Below are 20,868 nucleotides of genomic sequence, written 5' to 3' on the forward strand. Positions count from 1 at the left end.
ACGCCATGAGGAAAATCCGTGCCGCCGTCATCCAAACCGTTTCCGGCACCGACCCCGCCGCCAATACCGCCGCCATGCGCCGCCTGGTGCGCCAAGCGGCGGAGCAAGGTGCGGATTGGGCGTTGCTGCCCGAATATTGGCCGCTGATGGGGCAAAACGACCGCGACAAACTCGCACTGGCCGAGCCTTTCGGCAGCGGCACCCTGCAACAGGCGATGGCCGAAACCGCCGCCGAATGCGGCATTACCCTGTTCGGCGGCACGATTCCGCTGCAATCGCCCGCACCCGGCAAAGTATGGAACAGCCTGCTGGCATACGACAAAAACGGCGAATGTATCGGCCGCTACGACAAAATGCACCTGTTCGGCTATTCGGGCTTGGGCGAACGCTACGCCGAAGCCGACACCATCGCCGCCGGCTGCGAAGTCCCCCATCTGACTGCCGACGGCTGGAATCTGGCGCAAGGCATCTGCTACGACTTGCGCTTCCCAGAATTTTTCCGCGCCCAAAGCCCGTTTGACGCGTTTTTGCTGCCCGCCGCCTTCACCCACACCACAGGCAAGGCGCATTGGGAACTGCTGCTGCGCGCCCGTGCGGTGGAAAACCAATGCTACGTTTTGGCGGCCGGACAGGGCGGCCTGCACGAAAGCGGCCGCCGCACCTTCGGCCACAGCATGATTATCGACCCTTGGGGCGAAATCCTGGCCGTGCTGCCCGAAGGGGAAGGCGTAATTACCGCCGAACTCGACCCCGCACGACTGAACAGCGTGCGGCAGCGTCTGCCCGCACTGGCACACCGCATCCTGTAATACCGAGGCCGTCTGAAAAACAAGTTTTCAGACGGCCTCAAACCATCATAGCCCCGCAAACCCGATTCCGAGAAGAAAGCTGATGAAAACATTCCGACTCTTCCTTGCGGCCTGCTGTACGACGGCTGCCGCACAAACACCGCAAGCCTTTGTCGAACAAAATTTTTACCGCAAAATACCAAGCTCAAAATGCCTAATCGGGCAAAAAGGCAATACCTGCATGCAACTGAAACAAACCGGCTCCGCCGAAGGGCTGACCTTCCTCCTCTACACGGGCGACAATGTAAAACTGCGCCCCAACAGCCGTCCCGTTACCCTTCATACCCCACCCTACCCTGCCGAAATATTCGTCTTAAAACAGAATAACGGAACATGGCAATTAAAAGCCCGCAGCCAAACGCAGGTCGAGGCTGCCGAATCGGGCGGAAAACCCTGGCGTTTTCTTCGTTTCGGCACTTCGGCGTGGGGATTTGAAAATTCTATAAGCGGCGGCAGACAGGGCTATAACAATTTTTTCAGCTCACTGCTTGTTTACAGCGGCGGCAAATTCAACAGCTACCTGATCATCACCGGTACGGACAATACGGAAGCAGGCCCGTCGGATGAAGAAGTTTCCCTGTACGGCACCCTCACCCCGCGCCCCGACCTGAAGCAAACAGCCGGACGTTACCCGCTGGAAATCCGCCTCACAGGCAAAAAAGGTAAAAACACCTTCAAAGGCCAATCCTACCTTCTCCCATTCAAAGCACGGAATAACGATTATTTCATACCGGAAAACTACCCTGTTTCCGGCTTTTAAACAGAAATATAGCTAGCGCAGATAGAGCCAAAATACCGTACTTGCCAATTGTCTTCATGAGCTTACGCAGGCTAATGACGGCCGACGCAGCTGCCGTATCGGAAATTAAGTAAAGGGATACAGAAGAATATCAAATTGACGCCATAAACAAACCGAGGCCGTCTGAAAACCGTAAGTCGGGTTTTCAGACGGCCTTTATTTATTTCGCAATACCGCCGTTACCAACCTGTTGTCGTGCGGATGGCTTGAACGCACCAATCCATCACGCCTTGCGGCAGGACACCCCATAACAGCAACAGCAGGCCGTTAGCCGACAACAACACCTTCATCGCACCGTCGCTGCTCAAGCGGCGGCTGTCGGCAGGTTCTTCAAAGTAAATCGTCCGCACCACGCGCAGATAGTAGAACGCGCCAATCAGCGACATCACAACGGCAAACACCGCTAACCAAGTGTAATTCGCACTCACCAGCAATTTGATAACCTGCAACTTGGCATAGAAGCCCATCAGCGGCGGAATACCGGCCATGGAGAACATGGCAAGCAACATCAGGAAGGCATACCAAGCGTTGCGCCGGTTCAAACCGGCCAAATCGGCAATGTTTTCGCATTCGAACGATTCGTCGGACAACAGCATCAACACACCGAAACCGACCAATGCCATCACAATATAGGTCAATGCGTAATACAGGCCGGCCGAGAAACCGACGCTGCCGCTCAAAAACGCCATCAGGACGAAGCCCATATGCGATACAGTCGAATAAGCCAACATCCGCTTGATATTGGTCTGCACAATGGCGGCGAGGTTACCGATTAGCAGTGAAGCCACGGATAAGATAACCAGCATCTGGGTCCAATCGGCATGCTGGTTGTTCATCGCCGTTACCAAAATACGGAAAGCGAAAACTGCCGCCGCCATTTTCGGCGCGGTACCGATAATCGAAGCCACCGAAGTGGGCGCACCTTCATAAACATCCGGCACCCACATATGGAACGGAACGGCTCCCAATTTGAACGCCAATGCAACCACGACGAAAACCAAACCTAGCTTCATCAGCCAGCCGTTGGCGACACCGCTTTGACCGTTGGCCAGCACGATGGCGAAATTCAGCGAACCGGTTGCACCGTAAATCATCGAAATACCGTACAACAGCAAACCGGAGGCCAATGCACCGAGCACAAAGTATTTCAACGCGGCTTCGGCCGAACGGGCGGAATCGCGCCGCAAGGCAATCATGGCGTAGAGCGACAGCGAAAGCAGTTCCAAGCCGATATAGGCAACAAGGAAATGCCCCGCGCTCACCATCACGCTCATGCCTAAAAGGGCAAACAGCGAAAGGGTATAAAATTCGCCGTTAAACATATTGCGCGCCCGATTGTACGGTTTGGCGTACACAAACACGGCGAACAATGCGGCGTACATGGTCATTTTGCCCAACTGAGACAAACCGTCGGCCAAATACATATCGTTAAACGTACTGACCGCATTCGGTGTCCAAACATACCATTGTGTCGCCGCCGTCAATACCAAAGTGAACAGACTCAGATAATGGGTAATGACGCGGCTATTGTCTTTCAGCCACAAATCCACCAACAACACCGCGCACAATGCCGTGAGCAGCACGATTTCGGGCATGGCGGGGATTAAGTTCAAATCAGTCCAGTTCATTCACACACCTCAAATCTTGCTTTGCGCCACATGCGCGATCAAATCGTTGGCCGCCTGATGCACCACGGCGATAAACGGCTCCGGCCACAAGCCCATGCCCAGCACGGTGATGGAAAGGATAGCCAGAATGGCGAATTCGCGACGGTTGATGTCTTTCATTTCGGCCACATGTGGGTTGGTCACCGCACCGAAAATCACGCGTTTGTACATCCACAGCGTGTAGGCTGCGCCCAAAATCAGCGTCAGTGCCGCCAGCGCACCCACAACCAAGTTATAGTTCACCGCGCCCATAATCACCATAAATTCGCCCACGAAGCCGGAAGTGGCGGGCAGGCCGGCGTTGGCCATGGCAAACAGCATCATGAAGGCAGCAAATTTCGGCATCACGGTAACCACGCCGCCGTAGTCGGCAATGTTGCGGCTGTGGAGGCGATCGTACATCACGCCGATGCAGAAGAACATGGCGGCGGAAACGAAGCCGTGCGAAATCATCTGCATAATCGCACCTTTCAACGCCCACGGCTGCAACTGCACCTGATTGGTAAACAGGAACATACCCAAGGTAACGAAACCCATGTGGCTGATGGAGGAGTAGGCCACCAGTTTTTTCATATCGGTTTGTGCCAAAGCCACCATGCCGATGTAGATCACCGCAATCAGGCTGAGCACGATGATGGCGGGGGCGAAATAGCGCGACGCATCAGGCAGGATGGGCAGGATGAAGCGCAGAAAGCCGTATGCGCCGAGTTTCAGCGTAATCGCCGCCAGCACCATCGAACCGCCGGTAGGCGCTTCCACGTGCGCATCGGGCAGCCAGGTGTGCACCGGGAACATCGGCACTTTCACCGCAAACGACAAGAAGAAGGCGGCGAACAGAATCTGTTGGGTAAACAGCGGAATTTGTTTGATGTTTTGGAAATCTTCAATCGCGAAGCTGCCGCCGGTTTGCAGCGACAAATACACCAAGGCCACCAGCATCAGCAGCGAACCCATCAGCGTGTAGAGGAAGAGTTTCACCGAGGCATACACGCGGCGTGGCCCGCCCCATACGCCGATAATCAGATACAGCGGAATCAGCATGCCTTCGAAGAAGATATAGAACAGCATGGCATCACGGGCGGCAAACGCGCCGTTGATCAAGCCGGACATAATCAGGAAGGCCGCCATGTATTGCGCCACCTTTTTCTGAATCACTTCCCAGCCCGCCAGCACCACCATCAACGTGATAAAGGCGTTGAGGATAACAAACAGCACGGACATGCCGTCCACGCCCAATGCGTAGTTGATGTTGAGCGCGGGAATCCACGCATAAAACTCGGCAAACTGGAAGCCGCCGCTCAAGCGGTCAAACTGCGTAAACAGCGGCAACGTAACCAGAAAACCGGCCAGCGCGCCGACAAAAGCCAGTATCCGCGCCAAGGGGGCACGGCGGTCGCAGCCGGTAGCCAGCACCAATAATCCGGCGGCTATCGGCAGCCAGATTGCCAAGCTGAGAAGATGGTTAGAAAACATAGTTGTAACCTGTGGTTTGAATAAATAAATCGTCGTTTTTCTGCGTTTGCCGCTTTTCAGACGGCCTCAAACAGCCTAAACGCTGCCCTCTTTCTCAATCACCAAAATCCGTGCTTCGCCGCACGGGTGGGCGACGTGTTCCGCGCCGATGCCGGCGTAGAAGATGTCGCCGCTTTGCAGCCGCGCCACGTGCTCTTCGCCGTTTTCGCGGTAGTGCATGTCCACTTCGCCGTCCATCACGGCAAACACTTCCTCGCCGTCGTTCACATGCCATTTGTAGGGCTGATCCGTCCAATGCAGGCGCACGGTGGTGCCGTTCATATTGGCGATGCTGCGCGCGCCCCATGCCCTCTCGGCGGTGAATTCGGCGGAACGGATGATGTCGGTTGCACTCATTTTTTCCTCTGTGTGTGGTGTTTTCAGACGGCCTTTTAGTTTTCAGGTAGCCTTAATTACCTGTCCCGCCCGAACGGTTTACTTCCTGCTCGAAACGGATAAAGGCGGCAATCATGGCCTGCCACACGGCTTCCGCCACATCGGGCGACAAGCCTGCCGCCGCTGCCTGTTCGCGCCGTGCCTTCAGCACCTGCGCCACCCTTTCGGGCGCGGCCACAGCCTGCGCGTCATGCTTGGGTTTCAGACGGCCTGCCTGTGCGACCAACTGCTGCCGCTGCGCCAGCAAGCCGATGAGCTGGCTGTCCAGCGCGTCAATCTTCTGCCGCACTTCGGCTAGGGTATCGGGCAAAATATCGGCATCCATTTTTTCAGGTAGCCTTTATCTGAACCAAAGCTGCCAGAAGAACACCACAATCAGCACCAGCACGCCGGAAACCATGGCGGCGGCGTAGCTGTAGATGAAGCCGGTTTGCAGGCGGCGCACCTGCCCTGCCACCGCGCCGACCAGTTTGGCCGCACCGTTTACCAAGCCGTTGTCGATGATTGCGGTATCGACGGCTTTCCAGAAGAAAGTACCCAGCGCGCGCGTGCCTTTGGCAAACACGGCGAAGTAAATGTTGTCGAGATAGTATTTGTTTTCAAACAACACATACACCGGGCGGAAGGTCTGCGCGATTTTGGCGGGCAGCTGCGGCGCTTTCACATACAGGAACCACGCGGCCAATACGCCGCCGATGGCCAGATACAACACGGGCGTGTGCAGGCTGTGCGACACCATGCCCATTGCGCCGTGGAATTCTTCCTTCATGATGTGCATCACCGGATGCAGCTCGTGATTGACATAAATCACGTCTTTGAAGAAATCGCCGTACAGCATGGGCTCGATGGCGATGTAGCCGATAATCACGGACGGAATCGCCAGCAAAATCAGCGGCAGGGTAACCACCCACGGGCTTTCGTGCGGGTTGTCGGACGGTTTCAGGCCGTGGTGGTGGCCGTGGTCGTCGTGATGGTCATGCTTGGCCTCGCGCCAGCGTTCTTTGCCGTGGAAGACGATAAAGTATTGGCGGAAGGCGTAAAACGCGGTAACGAACACGCTGGCCAGCACGGCGAAATAGGCGAAACCGCTGCCGGGCAGGTTGCTGGCATGCACCGCTTCGATAATCGAATCTTTGGAATAGAAACCGGAGAACAGCGGCGTGCCGATGAGGGCGAGGTTGCCCAGCAGCATAGTGAACCAGGTAATCGGCATGTATTTGCGCAGGCCGCCCATATTGCGCATGTCCTGATCGTGGTGCATGCCGATAATCACGCTGCCTGCGGCCAAGAACAGCAGGGCTTTGAAGAAGGCGTGGGTCATCACATGGAACATGGCTACGGAATAAGCGGACACACCCAAAGCCACGGTCATATAACCGAGCTGCGATAGGGTGGAATAGGCCACCACGCGTTTGATGTCGTTTTGAATCGTGCCGAGGAAGCCCATAAACAGCGCGGTAATCGCGCCAATCACCATAATCACGCTCAGAGCGGTAGTGGAGAGTTCATACATCGGCGACATGCGCGACACCATAAACAGGCCGGCGGTTACCATCGTAGCGGCGTGAATCAGCGCGGAAATCGGGGTCGGGCCTTCCATGGAATCGGGCAGCCACACATGCAGCGGAAACTGGGCGGATTTACCCATCGCGCCGACAAACAGCAACAGGCAAGTGATGGTGATCAAATCCCAGCCGAACAGGGTGCTGCCGACCACGTTGGGCAGGTAGGCGAACACGTCGGCATAGCGCAGGCTGCCGCCGAAATAGGCCAGCACCAAGCCGATGCCGAGTACGAAACCGAAGTCGCCCACGCGGTTGACCAAAAAGGCTTTCAGGTTGGCGAAAATCGCGCTGTCGCGTTTGAAATAGAAGCCGATTAACAGATAGGACACCAAGCCGACCGCTTCCCAGCCGAAGAAAAGCTGGATGAAGTTGTTCGACATAATCAGCATCAGCATACTGAAGGTAAACAATGAGATATAGCTGAAAAAGCGTTGGTAGCCGACTTCTTCGTCCGCCATATAGCCGATGGTATAGATGTGTACCATGAGCGACACGGAAGTAACCACCACCATCATCAGCGCGGTGAGGCTGTCCACCAGGAAGCCGACCGAGAAATCCAGCCCGTTCATGGTCAGCCAGGTATAGACGTTTTCATCGAACTTGGCACGGCTGCCGTCGATAAACCCGCACAGCACATAGGCCGACAGCACGGCGGATACGGCCACGCCGAGTATGGTAACCGTGTGCGCGCCCCGGCGGCCGATGGTGTTGCCGAACAGCCCGGCCAGCAAACAGCCCGCCAAGGGCGTGAGGGCGATGATGAGGTATAAAGTCATGTCAGTCATGTTGTTGCCATCCTTACGGATAAATCTTTCAATTTTGTGCGGCCCGTTTTCAGGTAGCCTCTCCGGCTTTCTTTTGAGGCTGCCTGAAACTTTCAGACGGCCTGTTTTCAGGTAGCCCTAGCCTTTGAGGCTGTCCAAATCCGTTACGTTGATCGTGTTGCGGTTGCGGTATACCAAAACCATAATCGCCAGGCCGATGGCGGATTCGGCCGCGGCCACGGTGAGCACGAAGAAGACGAAAATCTGCCCCGCGCTGTCGCCGAGGTAGCGAGAGAAGGCGATAAAGTTGAAGTTCACCGCCAGCAGCATCAATTCGATCGACATCAGCAAAATCAGCACGTTTTTGCGGTTCATGAAAATGCCCATCGCGCTGATGCCGAACAACAGGGCGGACAGCACCAGATAATGCGTAATCGTAATCATGCTTTGCCCTCCCCTTCGGCGGCATCGGATTCGGCGGCTTCGCCGTTGTTTTCTTCGCTTTCAGACGGCCTCTGCACCACGGCTTCCATTTTCACCATACGCAGGCGGCCTTTGTTGGCGTCCACTTTAACCTGGTCGGCCGGATTGATGTATTTCGGCTTGAACGTTTTGCGGTGTACCAGCGCGATGGCAGCCACCATACCCAGCACCAGCAGCACGGCCGCCAGCTCGAAAGGCAGCAGGTAGGTGGTGTAAATCTGCGTGCCCAGCTCGCGCACGTTGCTGTGGTCGGCCGGCACGTCGTTCATCTGGCCGAAAGCGGCCAAATCGGTGGCAGGCGCAACCAAAATCATAATCAGCGCGACGGCCATCAGCACGCCGACCACGGCGGCCACCGGCGCGTTGCGCCAGAAGCCTTTGCGCATTTCCTCCACGTCGATATTGAGCATCATCACCACGAACAGGAACAGCACCATCACCGCACCCACATACACCACCACCAGCGTGATGCCGAGGAATTCGGCCTGCATCAGCATCCACATCATCGCACTCATACAGAAAGTGAGCACCAGATACAGCGCGGCATGCACCGGGTTTTTCACGGTTACGGTTTTCAGCGCACCAAACAGGATGATGGCGGCCAACAGGTAAAACAGAATAAGTTGAAAGTTCATATTTTTGCACTTTCCGTTTCGGGATATTTCAATCGGTTTTGCTTTGCGTTCCGGCTTGGCCGGACGCGGTTTATTGGCTGCGCCAATAGCTTAAAAATTCATCTACCAAGCCTTCGGGGTTGGCGCGTTCCGTCCACGATAAGGGAGCATCGTAATACTCCAATTCGTGTACCAGCACGGGAATATTTTTGCCGAACGTTCCGGCAATCACGCCCTCGGCAAACAGGCGTTGCACCACGGCGATTTGGGTTTCGACAAAGGCCTGGTAAAACTCGTTCGATTTCTCGTCTGTTTCACCGCTTTCGTCTTCATCGTCGCCGTCAAACATGGATTCGTATTGTTCTTCGGTATAGGCAAAGGGCGAGTTTGCCAGCCATACTTGGAGTTCTTGGTTGTTTCTATATGCGTCTACGCCCAACAATTCGGCTTCGTCTTGCAGCCAATAGGCATAATTCCACTTGGCTTCGTCATCCTGATTAAGCGTCTCACCCTTCTTGCCTTCAAACTGCCCGCAAGTGTTGTAGCTGACTGAAAGGCCGGGCAGCCACTCATCACCGCCCATTACCCAGAACGATAAGGCATATACATCATCCCGAATCTCTTCAGGCAGCCTGGCCAATGCAGCGGCGGTTTTCTGAAAAACCATATCGGCAAAGGCTTGTTGCTTATCCATTCTGTATTTCCTTCAATCACGGCAGCCGGAATATTGGGCTTCAGGCTACCTGAAAACTCTGCGGGCGTTCCGTTCTTTACCGGTACGGCGCATCGGCCGCTTTGCGTTTGGCGATTTCTGCTTCGTATTGGTCGCCGATGGCTAGGAGCATCGGTTTGGTGAAGTGCAAATCGCCTTTTTTCTCGCCGTGGTATTCGAAGATATGGGTTTCCACAATCGCATCGGTCGGGCAAGCTTCTTCGCAGAAACCGCAGAAGATGCACTTGGTTAAATCGATGTCGTAGCGGGTGGTGCGGCGGGTACCGTCTTCGCGTTCTTCGCTTTCAATATTGATTGCCATGGCGGGGCAGACGGCCTCGCACAGTTTGCAGGCGATGCAGCGTTCTTCGCCGTTCGGATAACGGCGTTGGGCGTGCAGGCCACGGAAACGCACGGATTGCGGCGTTTTTTCTTCGGGGAAGTAAATCGTGTCTTTGCGGGCGAAGAAGTTTTTGAGCGTTACGCCCATGCCTTTCACCAATTCGCCCAGCAGGAAGGTTTTTACTAAATTAGCCATTTTCGGATGCTCTTTTCGGATTATTCTGTTTACAGGCCCTGTTTACAGGCCGTCTGAAAGCGGTTTTTTAACCTGCCGCGCCCACCATTTCTAAAAACTCGGCTTCGGTCAGCTTCGGGGTATCGTTGGCCAAGTCGTAATACGGAGCTTTGCAATCGATAAAGATTTGCGAGGTGGTTTCAAAGCCCGCGTTGTCGGCAAACAGCCCGGCGTTGATGTAGTAATCGTTGCCAACTTTCACAAACAGGTGTGTGCCGCAGTGTTTGCAAAAACAGCGTTGCGCCCATTCGGACGACTGATAATGCGCGATGTGCTCGCTGCCTGTAATTTCGGGCGACTGGGCGGCCAAAGTAAAAGACGCGCCGCCGCCCCATACGCGGCATTTTCCGCAATGGCAGGCGTGGAGTTCGCGGTTTTCGGCGGTTTCCAGTGATACTGCGCCACACAGGCATTGAGCTTTCATCGGTTTCTCTCGGTTTGAAACGGTTAAAAATTTGGGTTACAGGCTACCTGAAAACTTTCAGACGGCCTCCCTGCCCTATTTCCACAAGCTCCACGGCGAAGCCATCCACAGGCCGTAGAAAACGATGGCGACAAAGCCGATGGGAATCAGCACCTTCCAGCCCAAACGCATGATTTGGTCGTAGCGGTAGCGCGGGAAGGTGGCGCGAATCCACAGATAGCCGTAGAGCACGAAGGCCATTTTGGCAAACATCCAAATCGGGCTGGGCGTGCCGACGATGCCCCAGCTTTGCGGGAAGGGCGACAGCCAGCCGCCGAGGAACATGATGGAGGTGAGCGCGCCGATTAGAATCATGAAGATGTATTCGGCCAGGAAAAACAGCGCGAAGGCAAAGCCGGAGTATTCAACGTGGAAACCGGCCACAATTTCGGACTCGCCCTCGGCCACGTCGAACGGAGCGCGGTTAGTTTCGGCCACGGCGGAAATCAGGTAGACGAGGAACACGGGGAACAAGGTGAACCAGTTCCACGAGAAAATCGAGCCGCCCGCGATACCGGTGCTTTGCGCGGCCACGATGTCGTTGAAGTTCAGGCTACCTGAAACCATGATTACGCACACCAGAGCCGCGCTCATGGCGATTTCGTAGGAAATGGTTTGCGCGGAGGAGCGCATCGCGCCGAGGAAGGCGTATTTGGAGTTGGACGCCCAGCCAGCAATAATCACGCCGTACACGGAAAGCGAGGTAATCATTAAGATATACAGCAGCCCGGCATCGACTTTGGTTAAAAGCCATTGGTCGGAAAACGGCACTACTGCCCACGCGGCAAACGAGGGCGCGAGCGAGAGCATAGGGCCGATGTAGAACAAGGCTTTGTTGGACGAGCTGGGGCGGGTAACTTCTTTAAACAGCAGTTTCAACACGTCGGCAAACGGCTGAATCAAGCCCCACGGGCCGGTCACGTTCGGGCCGACGCGCAGCTGCATGAAGCCGATGACCTTACGCTCGAAGTAGGTCAGGTAGGCCACGGTCAGAATCAGCGGCACAAGGATAATCACGATTTTGACAACAATCGACACCAAGAGGCCGATGTCGTTGCCCGCCGCGCCGAACCAGCCGGCAAACAGGGCTTGAAACCATTCCTGCATCATCAGACTCCTTCCAGTTCAATCGCGTTCATCAGCCCGCCCAGCGCGGCGTTGGCCGGATGCTGCGGCAGGTGGACGATATTGGGCGGCAAAGTGTTGTCGGCCATTACGGTTACGCGCACGCGGCTGCCGTTCTGCACGGCTTCGGCAGTTGCGCCGTCAGCCAAACCGAGCGCGGCCAGCGTATCAGGGTGGACGCGGGCAGGCGGCACTTGGGCGTGCGAGGTTTGCTGCAGGGCTTCGGCGCGGCGCACGATGGCGTCGGTGTGGTAGATGCCCACGCCGCCGGTGCGGATCAGACCTGCGGCGGCGGGTGCGGCTTCGCCCTGCCAGCTACTGCGGTTGTTCAGTTTTTCAGGTAGCCTTTGGGCATCCAGCGCATCGTGCAGGATTTGCTCGCTGCTGTCGTATTCGAAACCTTCCAGCTCCAGCAAATTGCCCAGCACGCGCAGGATTTTCCACAGCGGGCGGCTTTCGCCCAGGCCTTTTACTACGCCGTGGAAGGATTGCAGACGGCCTTCCATATTGACGAAGCTACCGGAAGTTTCGGTGAACGGGGCAATCGGCAGCAGCACGTCGCACACGTCAAGCAAGGTATCGCTGACGAACGGGGTGAACGCCATCACGCTCTTGGCCTGTTTCAGCGCGGCCACGGCGGCGACTCCGCCAGCCACGTCGGCTTCCGGCTCAACGTTGAGCAACAGCACGGCCTGTTTCGGCGCGGTAATCATTTCGGCAATGCTGCCGCTGTCGGTGTTCAGCAAATCCGCACCCACGCTGTTGGCAGCCTGCGGCAGGATGCCGAATGACGCGCCGGTTTGTTCGGCCAGCCTTTGGGCGGCGGCGTAAATCGCGGTGTAGTCGGGGTGGTTTTGCGCTTCCACACCGAGCAGGACGGCGGCTTTTTCCGCGTCTTTCAAACCGGTGTGAATCGGGTTGGCGGCATCGGCGGCGAGATTTTTCAGGTAGCCTGCCCATTGGTTCGGATGCAGGGTTTCCTGTGCGGCCAAGGGCATATGCAGTTGTTCTTTACGCGCGGCCACCACGCTGATTTTGCTGCCTTGGTTGGCGGATACACGCAGGCGGGCGGTGAGCAGCGGCTGCTCTTGGCGCAGGTTCGCACCCACCACCAGCACGGCTTCAGCATCGGAAAGGTCGGCGATATTGCAGCCCAGCCATTGCGCGCCTGCCAACGTGCCTTTCAGACGGCCGTCTTGTTCGCGCAGGCGGGTGGCGAAGTGGCGGCTGCCGATGCCGTTGGCCAGTTTTTTCGCCAGATAGAGTTCTTCCAGCGTGTTCATGGGGTTGGCCCAAAAGCCGATTTGCTCTTGGTTGCCGTCTTTGGCGATGCATTCGATACCGTTGCGCACGTATTCGAGCGCGGTTTGCCAGTCCACATCGATCCATTCGCCGCCTTGTTTGATTTTCGGGTTTTTCAGACGGCTTTCGTGGTTCAGGCCTTCGTAGGCGAAGCGGTCACGGTCGGACAGCCAGCATTCGTTGATGGCTTCGTTTTCCAGCGGCAACACGCGGCGCACGGTGTGTTCTTTGGTTTGCACAATCAGGTTGCTGCCCAATGCGTCATGGGCGGACACGGATTTGCGGCGGTTCAATTCCCAGGAGCGGGCGTTGAAGCGGAAGGGTTTGCTGGTGAGCGCGCCTACGGGGCACAGATCGATAACGTTGCCGGAAAGTTCGGTTTCCACAGCGCGGCCGATGAAGGTGAGGATTTCGGAATGCTCGCCGCGGTTGGCGATGCCGATTTCCTGATTGCCGGCGATTTCTTCGGTGAAACGCACGCAGCGGGAGCAGTGGATGCAGCGGCTCATTTCCCGGGTGGAAATCAGCGGGCCCATGTCTTTGGCCACCACGGCGCGTTTGGCTTCGGTATAGCGGGTGGTGGATTTGCCGTAGCCGACGGCCAAATCTTGCAGCTGGCATTCGCCGCCCTTGTCGCACACGGGGCAATCGAGCGGGTGGTTGATGAGCAGGAATTCCATCACGCCTTCCTGCGCTTGTTTGGCCATTTTGGAATGGGTGTGCACCACCATGCCGTCGGTTACCGGCGTGGCGCAGGCAGGAAGCGGCTTGGGCGCTTTTTCCACTTCCACCAAGCACATGCGGCAGCTGGCGGCGATGGAAAGTTTTTTGTGGTAACAGAAGTGGGGGATGTAGGTGCCGAGCTTCTGCGCCGCTTCAATCACGGTCGCGCCCTGCTCTACCGATACTTCCTTACCGTCAATGCTGATTTGTAACATGGTGTATTTCCTACGTTACGGGTATTTAAAATTTTTAGTTGTGAGGCCGTCTGAAAAAAGGCGGCGGCCTGCGGGCTGTTTTTCAGGCAGCCTGTTTTCAGACGGCCTTTTTACTTTCAGGTAGCCCAATTATTCCGGCAGCTAGCACCACTTGTGCTCTTTCATCGGTTTGCCGTGTTCGATGTAGTGGACGAATTCGTCGCGGTAGTGCTTCATGAAGCCGCGCACGGGGAAAACGGCGGCGTCGGCAAGGGCGCAGATGGTGCGGCCGGCCATGTTGTTGCCGATGCTCTCTAAAAGTTCGAGGTCTTCCATGCGGCCTTGGCCGTTTACGATGCGGTGGACGATGCGGTAGAGCCAGCCGGTACCTTCGCGGCAGGGAGTACATTGGCCGCAAGATTCTTCGAAGTAGAAGTAGCTCAATCTTTCCAAGGCCTTAACCATGCACACGTCCTCATCCATCACGATAACCGCGCCGGAACCGAGCATGGAACCGGCTTTGGCGATGGCGTCGTAGTCCATGGTGAGGGTCATCATCATGTCGCCGGGAATCACGGGGGAGGACGAGCCGCCAGGGATGACGGCTTTGAGCTTTTTACCGCCGCGCACGCCGCCTGCCATGGACAAAAGGTCGGCAAAGGGTGTGCCGAGCGGCACTTCGTAGTTACCCGGACGTTCAACGTGGCCGGATACGGAAAAGAGTTTGGTGCCGCCTGCATTGGGAATGCCTTTATCGGCAAAGGTTTGGCCGCCGTCGCGGATGATAAACGGGACGGAGGCGAAAGTTTCGGTGTTGTTGATGGTGGTAGGTTTGCCGAACAAACCGAACGAGGCCGGGAACGGAGGCTTGAAGCGCGGCTGGCCTTTTTTACCCTCGAGCGATTCGAGCAGCGCGGTTTCTTCGCCGCAGATGTATGCGCCGTAGCCATGGTGGGCAAAGAGTTCGAAATCGAAGCCGCTGCCCAGGATATTTTTACCAAGGAAGCCTGCTTCCCGGGCTTCGGCCAAGGCGGCCTCAAAGCGTTGGTAGCCTTCGAAAATTTCGCCGTGAATATAGTTATAACCGGCACACGCGCCCATGGCATAGCCGCCGATAATCATGCCCTCAATCAGGGCATGCGGATTGAAACGGATGATGTCGCGGTCTTTGAAGGTGCCGGGTTCGCCTTCGTCGGTGTTGCAGACGATGTATTTTTCACCGGGGAAGGAACGGGGCATGAAGCTCCATTTCAGGCCGGACGGGAAGCCGGCACCGCCGCGCCCGCGCAGGCCGGAAGTTTTGACTTCGGCAATCACGTCGTCTTGCGGCGTTTTTTCGGCCAAAATTTTACGCAGGGCGGTGTAGCCGCCGCGTTTGACGTATTCGTCCAGCGTCCAGCAATCGGGATTGGCGGTATCCACTTGATCAAAAATCACGCCTGATTGGTAAATAGCCATTTTGGTGTGCCTATGTGTTTCGGTTTCTGCTGCGGCCTTGTCGGTTTCAGACGGCCTGTCAATATTGCGGTGTTTTTCAGGTAGCCTGTTAGGCCGTCTGAAAAGGGGTTTTCTGTTTTCTTTCTGTTCGATTTCAGGGCGGCCTGCGTTGGTTTTTCAGACGGCCTTTGCGGTTTCAGGTAGCCTCTAACCCAATTCGGCGAGTTTGGCTTCAATCGCTTCTTCAGTCATGAAGCTGCACATTTTGTGGTTGTTCAGCAGCATCACGGGGGCATCGCCGCATGCACCCATGCACTCGCCTTCAACCAAAGTGAATTTGCCGTCGGGCGTGGTTTCGCCGTAGCCGATGCCGAGCTTTTTCTTTAGATATTCGCCGGCATCCACACCGCCGCGCAGGGCGCAAGGGAGGTTGGTGCAAACGGTAAGTTTGTATTTACCGACAGGCTTGAGGTCGTACATATTGTAAAAGGTAGCAACTTCATAGGCCTGCACGGGAGGGATACCGATGTAGTCGGCAACAAATTCGATGGTTTCGGGGGTGAGCCAGCCTTTTTCGGTTTGCGCAATACGCAGCGCACCCATAATGGCGGAGCGGTGGCGATCAGCCGGGTATTTGGCCAATTCGGTATCGATTTGTTTCAAGGATTCTGCGGATAACATTAGCGGTCTACCTCTCCGAATACGATGTCTTGCGTGCCGATGATGGCAACGACGTCGGCGAGCATGTGGCCTTTGGCCATTTCGTCCATGCCTTGCAGGTGGGCGAAGCCGGGAGCACGGATTTTCAGGCGGTAGGGTTTGTTGGCGCCGTCTGAAATAATGTAAACGCCGAATTCGCCTTTAGGGTGTTCCACGGCGGTGTAGGTTTCGCCTTCGGGCACGTGTATGCCTTCAGTAAACAATTTGAAATGGTGAATCAGGTCTTCCATACCTGTTTTCATTTCGGTGCGTTTGGGCGGTGCGACTTTGTGGTCATCCACGATGACGGGGCCGGGATTAACACGCAGCCAATCAACACACTGCTGGATAATACGCACGGACTGACGCATTTCGTTGATGCGGCAGAGGTAGCGGTCGTAGCAGTCGCCGTTCACGCCGACGGGAATGTCGAAATCCATTTTATCGTAGACTTCGTAAGGTTCTTTTTTACGCACGTCCCATTCAATGCCCGAACCGCGCAGCATCACGCCGGTGAAGCCTTTTTGCAGGGCGCGCTCGGGGGAAACCACGCCGATACCGACAGTACGCTGTTTCCAGATGCGGTTATCAGTCAGCAGGGTTTCGAGGGTGTCGATGCGGCCGGGGAATCGTTTACAGAAGGCTTCAATGAAGTCGAGCATGGTGCCTTCGCGTGCTTCGTTGAGCTCTTTCAACACTTTGGCATTGCGGAATTTGCTGGCTTCATATTTGGGCATGAAGTCGGGCAGGTCGCGATATACGCCGCCGGGGCGATAGTAGGCAGCGTGCATGCGGGCACCGGAAACGGCCTCATACAAATCCATCAGCTCTTCACGATCGCGGAAGGCATATAGGATGGCGGTCATCGCGCCGATGTCGAGGGCGTGCGAACCGATGCCCATCAGATGGTTGAGGATGCGGGTTACTTCCGCAAACATAGTGCGGATGTATTTGGCACGAATGGGGATGTCGATGCCGAGCAGTTTTTCGATAGCGAGACAGTAGGCCTGTTCGTTTACCATCATGGAAACGTAGTCCAGCCTATCCATATACGGCAGGGCTTGTAGGTAGGTGCGTGTTTCGGCCAGTTTTTCGGTGCCACGGTGCAGCAGGCCGATGTGCGGGTCGGCGCGGACGATGGTTTCGCCTTCCAGCTCCAAAATCATGCGCAATACGCCGTGGGCGGCAGGGTGCTGCGGGCCGAAGTTGATGGTGTAGTTTCTGAGTTTAGTGGCCACCGTAGTTCTCCTCGCGGACGACGCGCGGGGTAATTTCGCGCGGCTCGATGGTTACAGGCTGATAGATAACGCGTTTTTCAGTTTCGTCATAACGCATTTCAACATAGCCGGAAATAGGGAAATCTTTGCGGAAGGGGTGGCCGACAAAGCCGTAGTCGGTAAGGATGCGGCGCAGGTCGGGGTGGTTTTCGAAAACGATGCCGTACATATCGAAAGCTTCGCGTTCGTACCAGTCGGCACTATTGTAAATATTGATAACGGATTGAACCAACGGGAAATCGTCGTTTTCCCCCCACACGCGCACGCGGATGCGCTGATTATTCTTCACAGATAACAGCTGGCTGACCACGGCAAAGCGTTTACCGGACCAAGGTTCGTTTTTATAGGTGCTGTAATCGACACCGCACAAATCCACCAAGAGCTCAAAGTGCATTTCTTCGTGGTCGCGCAGGGTTTGCATAATATCGAGATAGTATTCAGGACGGCATTCGACAGTTACTTCATCCAAAGCCAACAGCACTTTATCCGCCTTGCCTTCCAAGATGCGCTGTGCCGCGCTGTATAAATCTTTCGGGTGCATGGTGCGCTCCTAGTTGCGGGCAATGGTGTAAGTGCGCTTGATTTTGCCCTGAAGCTGAATCAGGCCGTAAATCAAGGCTTCGGCAGTCGGCGGGCAGCCGGGCACATACACGTCTACCGGTACCACACGATCGCAACCGCGCACCACGGAATAGGAATAATGATAATAACCGCCGCCGTTGGCGCACGAACCCATCGACAACACCCAACGAGGCTCGGCCATCTGGTCGTACACGCGACGCAGGGCGGGTGCCATTTTATTGGTCAGCGTACCGGCCACAATCATCAAGTCGGATTGGCGTGGCGACGGACGGAAAATGATACCGAAGCGGTCGAGGTCGTAACGCGCCATACCGGCATGCATCATCTCTACTGCGCAACAAGCCAAACCGAAAGTTACCGGCCACAACGATCCGGTACGCACATAGTTGAGCACGGTATCCGCGCTGGCGGTAATGAACCCTTTGTTCAGAATGCCTTCTACTCCCATTCCAGCGCTCCTTTTTTCCACTCGTATACAAAACCCACACCGAGCACGACGATGAAGACAAACATCGACCAGAAGGCAAACTGCCCCGACTGAGCCAGCAAATCTTTGAACACCACTGCCCACGGAATCATAAACGCCACTTCCAAATCAAACAGGATGAACAAAATCGCCACCAAGTAATAACGCACGTCAAACTTCATGCGCGCGTTTTCAAACGCCTCGAAGCCGCACTCGAACGGCTGGTCTTTTTCGGCATAGTGGCGTTTAGGCCCCAGAACAGTGCCCAACAGAATAAACAGAATGCCCGCCAACAAGCCGACTATTAAGAATATTAAAACAGGAAGGTAATTTGCCAACATAGTGGTCGCACTCGAATCATTAGCAGATAACGAAATTTTACGGAGGCTATTTTAGCCAAGTCAGACTGTAATTTAAAGGGCGTATAGTCAAAATTCGAAGAAAAAATTCAATAATTTCAATAATTAAATGATAATCGTTATTATTATTTGCATATATGTTTGTTTGCCTGTAAGAAATTACGGCTTTTATTTGATTAAATGCCTGACACTAATCGCTTCACCTCTTGGCTTTAATTAGAAAGACTCCTCAAAAGCAACCCAAGAATAAATAGCAGTTAAAGTAAACCATACTAATCAAAATTAACCCATCCCTACAAAATTAAAGCCGCCTATGTTTCAGGCGGCTTGTATCTTAAACAGTATCGATCAACAAATGATTAATGGATGTTGCTCAAAATATTTATTGTATTGTGTTCATCATCGTGCGGATCTTGAGGCACATTGGGTTCATGACGGCCATCATCCAACATATTATCTAAATCTTGTCCCGGCTCTGAAGCAGTATCACCGATGCTGATATTGGTTTTGCTTTCCAGAATAATAGCAGAGGCAAGATTTTGACTAACACGGTAAACCATTGCCAAACCGGCTTCTTCAGCAGGAATAGAAAGATACTTCACAACGCTTCTGCTTCCATCTTTACCTTTTGGCATATCCATTTTGACTTGGCGACTACGTTTGTAAAGACTTAAAACCGTACCTTTTTCCAGACCATGCGCACTACCTTTATTTAAAGTGATGGTTTGGAATTGGCCCGCTTCACTGATGCCGTCAAAAATGGAAACCACTTTTGCATCAATATGCTGGCTAGGCGCATGCGGCATCATATTAAAGCTGTCTCCACCATCTTCTAACTTCAACAGGTAATCGCCTTTACGAATTTCGGAAACCACTTCTTCCACAACCATAGGCTGCGCAGTCTGAGTCGGCACCTTCAGCATCGGATGCAGACGTGTGTAGTATTCTTTATTCGGCAATGCTTCCGCATCTTCCCTGCTTCTGGAATCAAGCGCACTATTCGTGCTCGGCAAAGTAGCCACAATACCGCTAAACACTACTTCCTGACCCAAATATTTTTTTGTTTCCGGATCCGTAATATCTTTTCTTGCCCTATAAACTAAATAACGACCAGGTTCGGTAATTTCGTAAGCATAAACACGATCACCTTTTGAATAAATCAACCGATTATCAGGCCCTTCAACCAACCGTGGTGCATGTTGCGTCTGCATTTGGTCGATAACTTGCGGATGCTGCATAAACATCCGATAGAAGTTTACATTGATGGCCTGAATGCCATAGCCAGAACTGACTTCGCGCACACGCGGCGACAATTTTACCAATGGGATGTCACCGCCGGCACCACGCTCGACTGACAAGCGCGGACGACCGTTTACATAGCGCAAAACCAATACCTGACCGGGATAAATACGGTCGGGATTGCGGATTTTGCTGCGGTTTGCGCCCCACAAACGACTCCACTGCCAAGGCCGATAGAGATATTTGCCTGAAATACCCCACAATGTATCGCCTTGCTTAACCACATAACGCGTAGGCGCATCCGGCCGAACCTTCAGAGCGGCAGAAAACGCCGGGGCGGAAATAGCCAAACCGGCCGCACAAAGCAGGGTTATAATACGTTTTTGCATGACACTCCCCTTGAAATTGACTCACTCAGTCATCATTAAAAATTTACACACAACAATTCGGGACATTGCCCGTCTTGTCAATTTATCGCGATATTTTACTACTATTTACAGCAAACCTCATAGTATTAAAACCTGATTCGCATATTCCCCGCACAATCTTAGAGAGAAAGAAATGGCTTTACTGAATATTTTGCAATACCCCGATGATCGCCTGCACACGGTTGCCAAGCCTGTCGAAAAAATTGACGAACGAATTAAGACATTGATTGCAGACATGTTTGAGACCATGTACGAAGCACGCGGCATCGGTCTGGCCGCCACACAGGTGGATGTGCACGAGCGCGTGGTCGTTATGGATTTGAGTGAAGAAAAAAACCAACCCCGCGTATTTATCAACCCGGTGATTACCCATAAAAACGGCGAAACCACTTATGAAGAAGGCTGCCTGTCCGTACCGGGAATTTACGACACCGTTACCCGTGCGGAAACCGTTACGGTAGAAGCCCTTGATGAAAAAGGCGAAAAATTCACTCTGGAAGCGGACGGGCTATTGGCCATCTGCATCCAACACGAATTGGATCACCTGATGGGCATCGTTTTCGTCGAACATTTATCGCAACTGAAACAGGGGCGCATCAAAACCAAACTGAAAAAGCGGCAAAAACACAACATGTAG

Annotated in this window: 22 protein-coding genes; 3 read left to right on the top strand and 19 right to left on the bottom strand. The window is 54.4% G+C overall.

Annotation, left to right across the window (positions count from 1 at the left end):
* The first annotated feature begins 5 nt into the window (after positions 1-5).
* Together BM261_RS06365 and BM261_RS06370 are read left to right on the top strand one after the other, a co-directional pair.
* Entirely contained in the window at positions 6-809 is an 804-nt protein-coding gene (locus BM261_RS06365) for a carbon-nitrogen hydrolase family protein (protein ID WP_074896461.1), read from the top strand.
* Positions 810-891: 82 nt separating this feature from the next.
* Positions 892-1,608, top strand: a complete 717-nt coding sequence (locus BM261_RS06370) for a hypothetical protein (RefSeq protein WP_074896464.1) — start codon at positions 892-894, stop codon at positions 1,606-1,608.
* A gap of 218 nt (positions 1,609-1,826) precedes the next feature.
* Here the strand turns inward: BM261_RS06370 and nuoN are convergent, their stop codons facing one another.
* The 19 genes from nuoN to BM261_RS06465 all read right to left on the bottom strand — a co-directional run bounded on the left by nuoN (position 1,827) and on the right by BM261_RS06465 (position 20,192).
* A complete protein-coding gene (nuoN, locus tag BM261_RS06375; RefSeq protein ID WP_074896466.1) occupies positions 1,827-3,275 on the bottom strand; it encodes an NADH-quinone oxidoreductase subunit NuoN in 1,449 nt (482 codons plus the stop codon).
* A 9-nt stretch (positions 3,276-3,284) separates the two neighbouring features.
* Positions 3,285-4,787 (bottom strand): NADH-quinone oxidoreductase subunit M, encoded by a 1,503-nt coding sequence (locus BM261_RS06380; RefSeq protein ID WP_074896468.1) that lies wholly within the window; start codon positions 4,785-4,787, stop codon positions 3,285-3,287.
* A gap of 75 nt (positions 4,788-4,862) precedes the next feature.
* On the bottom strand, positions 4,863-5,183 hold the full coding sequence (locus BM261_RS06385) for a cupin domain-containing protein (RefSeq protein ID WP_074896471.1): 321 nt from the start codon (positions 5,181-5,183) through the stop codon (positions 4,863-4,865).
* A 52-nt stretch (positions 5,184-5,235) separates the two neighbouring features.
* On the bottom strand, positions 5,236-5,547 hold the full coding sequence (locus BM261_RS06390; protein WP_074896472.1) for a chorismate mutase: 312 nt from the start codon (positions 5,545-5,547) through the stop codon (positions 5,236-5,238).
* Between the two features lie 15 nt (positions 5,548-5,562).
* Positions 5,563-7,572, bottom strand: coding sequence for an NADH-quinone oxidoreductase subunit L (gene nuoL / locus BM261_RS06395; protein WP_074896473.1), 2,010 nt, complete (start codon positions 7,570-7,572; stop codon positions 5,563-5,565).
* A 117-nt stretch (positions 7,573-7,689) separates the two neighbouring features.
* Positions 7,690-7,995: an NADH-quinone oxidoreductase subunit NuoK gene (gene nuoK, locus BM261_RS06400; protein ID WP_003773732.1), complete on the bottom strand. Its 306-nt coding sequence runs from the start codon at positions 7,993-7,995 to the stop codon at positions 7,690-7,692.
* Complete coding sequence (locus BM261_RS06405) at positions 7,992-8,669, bottom strand: NADH-quinone oxidoreductase subunit J (protein ID WP_003773735.1); 678 nt, start codon at positions 8,667-8,669, stop codon at positions 7,992-7,994. The genes nuoK and BM261_RS06405 overlap by 4 nt, the downstream gene beginning before the upstream one ends.
* 70 nt (positions 8,670-8,739) lie before the next feature.
* Positions 8,740-9,342, bottom strand: coding sequence for a hypothetical protein (locus tag BM261_RS06410; RefSeq protein WP_083426659.1), 603 nt, complete (start codon positions 9,340-9,342; stop codon positions 8,740-8,742).
* Positions 9,343-9,418: 76 nt separating this feature from the next.
* Positions 9,419-9,898 carry an NADH-quinone oxidoreductase subunit NuoI gene (gene nuoI, locus BM261_RS06415; protein ID WP_003822940.1) on the bottom strand — a complete coding sequence of 160 codons (480 nt, stop codon included), beginning with the start codon at positions 9,896-9,898 and terminating at the stop codon, positions 9,419-9,421.
* A 67-nt stretch (positions 9,899-9,965) separates the two neighbouring features.
* On the bottom strand, positions 9,966-10,361 hold the full coding sequence (locus BM261_RS06420) for a GFA family protein (protein ID WP_003686531.1): 396 nt from the start codon (positions 10,359-10,361) through the stop codon (positions 9,966-9,968).
* A 75-nt stretch (positions 10,362-10,436) separates the two neighbouring features.
* Positions 10,437-11,507, bottom strand: coding sequence for an NADH-quinone oxidoreductase subunit NuoH (nuoH, locus tag BM261_RS06425; RefSeq protein WP_035580103.1), 1,071 nt, complete (start codon positions 11,505-11,507; stop codon positions 10,437-10,439).
* A 2-nt stretch (positions 11,508-11,509) separates the two neighbouring features.
* Positions 11,510-13,765 carry an NADH-quinone oxidoreductase subunit NuoG gene (gene nuoG, locus BM261_RS06430; protein WP_074896475.1) on the bottom strand — a complete coding sequence of 752 codons (2,256 nt, stop codon included), beginning with the start codon at positions 13,763-13,765 and terminating at the stop codon, positions 11,510-11,512.
* A 141-nt stretch (positions 13,766-13,906) separates the two neighbouring features.
* Entirely contained in the window at positions 13,907-15,202 is a 1,296-nt protein-coding gene (nuoF, locus tag BM261_RS06435) for an NADH-quinone oxidoreductase subunit NuoF (protein WP_074896477.1), read from the bottom strand.
* Between the two features lie 186 nt (positions 15,203-15,388).
* On the bottom strand, positions 15,389-15,862 hold the full coding sequence (gene nuoE, locus BM261_RS06440) for an NADH-quinone oxidoreductase subunit NuoE (RefSeq protein WP_074896478.1): 474 nt from the start codon (positions 15,860-15,862) through the stop codon (positions 15,389-15,391).
* The gene (gene nuoD, locus BM261_RS06445; RefSeq protein ID WP_074896479.1) at positions 15,862-17,118 is read right to left on the bottom strand and encodes an NADH dehydrogenase (quinone) subunit D; all 1,257 of its coding nucleotides are present in this window, start codon (positions 17,116-17,118) and stop codon (positions 15,862-15,864) included. The genes nuoE and nuoD overlap by 1 nt, the downstream gene beginning before the upstream one ends.
* A complete protein-coding gene (locus BM261_RS06450; protein ID WP_074896481.1) occupies positions 17,108-17,698 on the bottom strand; it encodes an NADH-quinone oxidoreductase subunit C in 591 nt (196 codons plus the stop codon). The genes nuoD and BM261_RS06450 overlap by 11 nt, the downstream gene beginning before the upstream one ends.
* A 9-nt stretch (positions 17,699-17,707) precedes the next feature.
* Positions 17,708-18,187 carry a NuoB/complex I 20 kDa subunit family protein gene (locus BM261_RS06455; protein ID WP_003771161.1) on the bottom strand — a complete coding sequence of 160 codons (480 nt, stop codon included), beginning with the start codon at positions 18,185-18,187 and terminating at the stop codon, positions 17,708-17,710.
* On the bottom strand, positions 18,178-18,546 hold the full coding sequence (ndhC, locus tag BM261_RS06460) for an NADH-quinone oxidoreductase subunit A (RefSeq protein WP_049248199.1): 369 nt from the start codon (positions 18,544-18,546) through the stop codon (positions 18,178-18,180). The genes BM261_RS06455 and ndhC overlap by 10 nt, the downstream gene beginning before the upstream one ends.
* 377 nt (positions 18,547-18,923) lie before the next feature.
* A complete protein-coding gene (locus BM261_RS06465) occupies positions 18,924-20,192 on the bottom strand; it encodes a LysM peptidoglycan-binding domain-containing protein (protein ID WP_074896482.1) in 1,269 nt (422 codons plus the stop codon).
* Positions 20,193-20,364: 172 nt separating this feature from the next.
* On the opposite strand from BM261_RS06465, the gene def reads away from it, so the two are divergent.
* Positions 20,365-20,868: a peptide deformylase gene (gene def / locus BM261_RS06470; RefSeq protein ID WP_074896483.1), complete on the top strand. Its 504-nt coding sequence runs from the start codon at positions 20,365-20,367 to the stop codon at positions 20,866-20,868.

The organism is Neisseria elongata subsp. elongata (genome assembly GCF_900113545.1).
GTDB lineage: Bacteria > Pseudomonadota > Gammaproteobacteria > Burkholderiales > Neisseriaceae > Neisseria > Neisseria elongata.

What these genes read in the sequence shown, in the direction of transcription:
- BM261_RS06365 (WP_074896461.1), top strand. Translation starts at nt 6, where the DNA reads ATGAGGAAAATCCGTGCCGCCGTCATCCAAACCGTTTCCGGCACCGAC.
- BM261_RS06370 (WP_074896464.1), top strand. Translation starts at nt 892, where the DNA reads ATGAAAACATTCCGACTCTTCCTTGCGGCCTGCTGTACGACGGCTGCC.
- nuoN (WP_074896466.1), bottom strand. Translation starts at nt 3,275, where the DNA reads ATGAACTGGACTGATTTGAACTTAATCCCCGCCATGCCCGAAATCGTG.
- BM261_RS06380 (WP_074896468.1), bottom strand. Translation starts at nt 4,787, where the DNA reads ATGTTTTCTAACCATCTTCTCAGCTTGGCAATCTGGCTGCCGATAGCC.
- BM261_RS06385 (WP_074896471.1), bottom strand. Translation starts at nt 5,183, where the DNA reads ATGAGTGCAACCGACATCATCCGTTCCGCCGAATTCACCGCCGAGAGG.
- BM261_RS06390 (WP_074896472.1), bottom strand. Translation starts at nt 5,547, where the DNA reads ATGGATGCCGATATTTTGCCCGATACCCTAGCCGAAGTGCGGCAGAAG.
- nuoL (WP_074896473.1), bottom strand. Translation starts at nt 7,572, where the DNA reads ATGACTGACATGACTTTATACCTCATCATCGCCCTCACGCCCTTGGCG.
- nuoK (WP_003773732.1), bottom strand. Translation starts at nt 7,995, where the DNA reads ATGATTACGATTACGCATTATCTGGTGCTGTCCGCCCTGTTGTTCGGC.
- BM261_RS06405 (WP_003773735.1), bottom strand. Translation starts at nt 8,669, where the DNA reads ATGAACTTTCAACTTATTCTGTTTTACCTGTTGGCCGCCATCATCCTG.
- BM261_RS06410 (WP_083426659.1), bottom strand. Translation starts at nt 9,342, where the DNA reads ATGGATAAGCAACAAGCCTTTGCCGATATGGTTTTTCAGAAAACCGCC.
- nuoI (WP_003822940.1), bottom strand. Translation starts at nt 9,898, where the DNA reads ATGGCTAATTTAGTAAAAACCTTCCTGCTGGGCGAATTGGTGAAAGGC.
- BM261_RS06420 (WP_003686531.1), bottom strand. Translation starts at nt 10,361, where the DNA reads ATGAAAGCTCAATGCCTGTGTGGCGCAGTATCACTGGAAACCGCCGAA.
- nuoH (WP_035580103.1), bottom strand. Translation starts at nt 11,507, where the DNA reads ATGCAGGAATGGTTTCAAGCCCTGTTTGCCGGCTGGTTCGGCGCGGCG.
- nuoG (WP_074896475.1), bottom strand. Translation starts at nt 13,765, where the DNA reads ATGTTACAAATCAGCATTGACGGTAAGGAAGTATCGGTAGAGCAGGGC.
- nuoF (WP_074896477.1), bottom strand. Translation starts at nt 15,202, where the DNA reads ATGGCTATTTACCAATCAGGCGTGATTTTTGATCAAGTGGATACCGCC.
- nuoE (WP_074896478.1), bottom strand. Translation starts at nt 15,862, where the DNA reads ATGTTATCCGCAGAATCCTTGAAACAAATCGATACCGAATTGGCCAAA.
- BM261_RS06450 (WP_074896481.1), bottom strand. Translation starts at nt 17,698, where the DNA reads ATGCACCCGAAAGATTTATACAGCGCGGCACAGCGCATCTTGGAAGGC.
- BM261_RS06455 (WP_003771161.1), bottom strand. Translation starts at nt 18,187, where the DNA reads ATGGGAGTAGAAGGCATTCTGAACAAAGGGTTCATTACCGCCAGCGCG.
- ndhC (WP_049248199.1), bottom strand. Translation starts at nt 18,546, where the DNA reads ATGTTGGCAAATTACCTTCCTGTTTTAATATTCTTAATAGTCGGCTTG.
- BM261_RS06465 (WP_074896482.1), bottom strand. Translation starts at nt 20,192, where the DNA reads ATGCAAAAACGTATTATAACCCTGCTTTGTGCGGCCGGTTTGGCTATT.
- def (WP_074896483.1), top strand. Translation starts at nt 20,365, where the DNA reads ATGGCTTTACTGAATATTTTGCAATACCCCGATGATCGCCTGCACACG.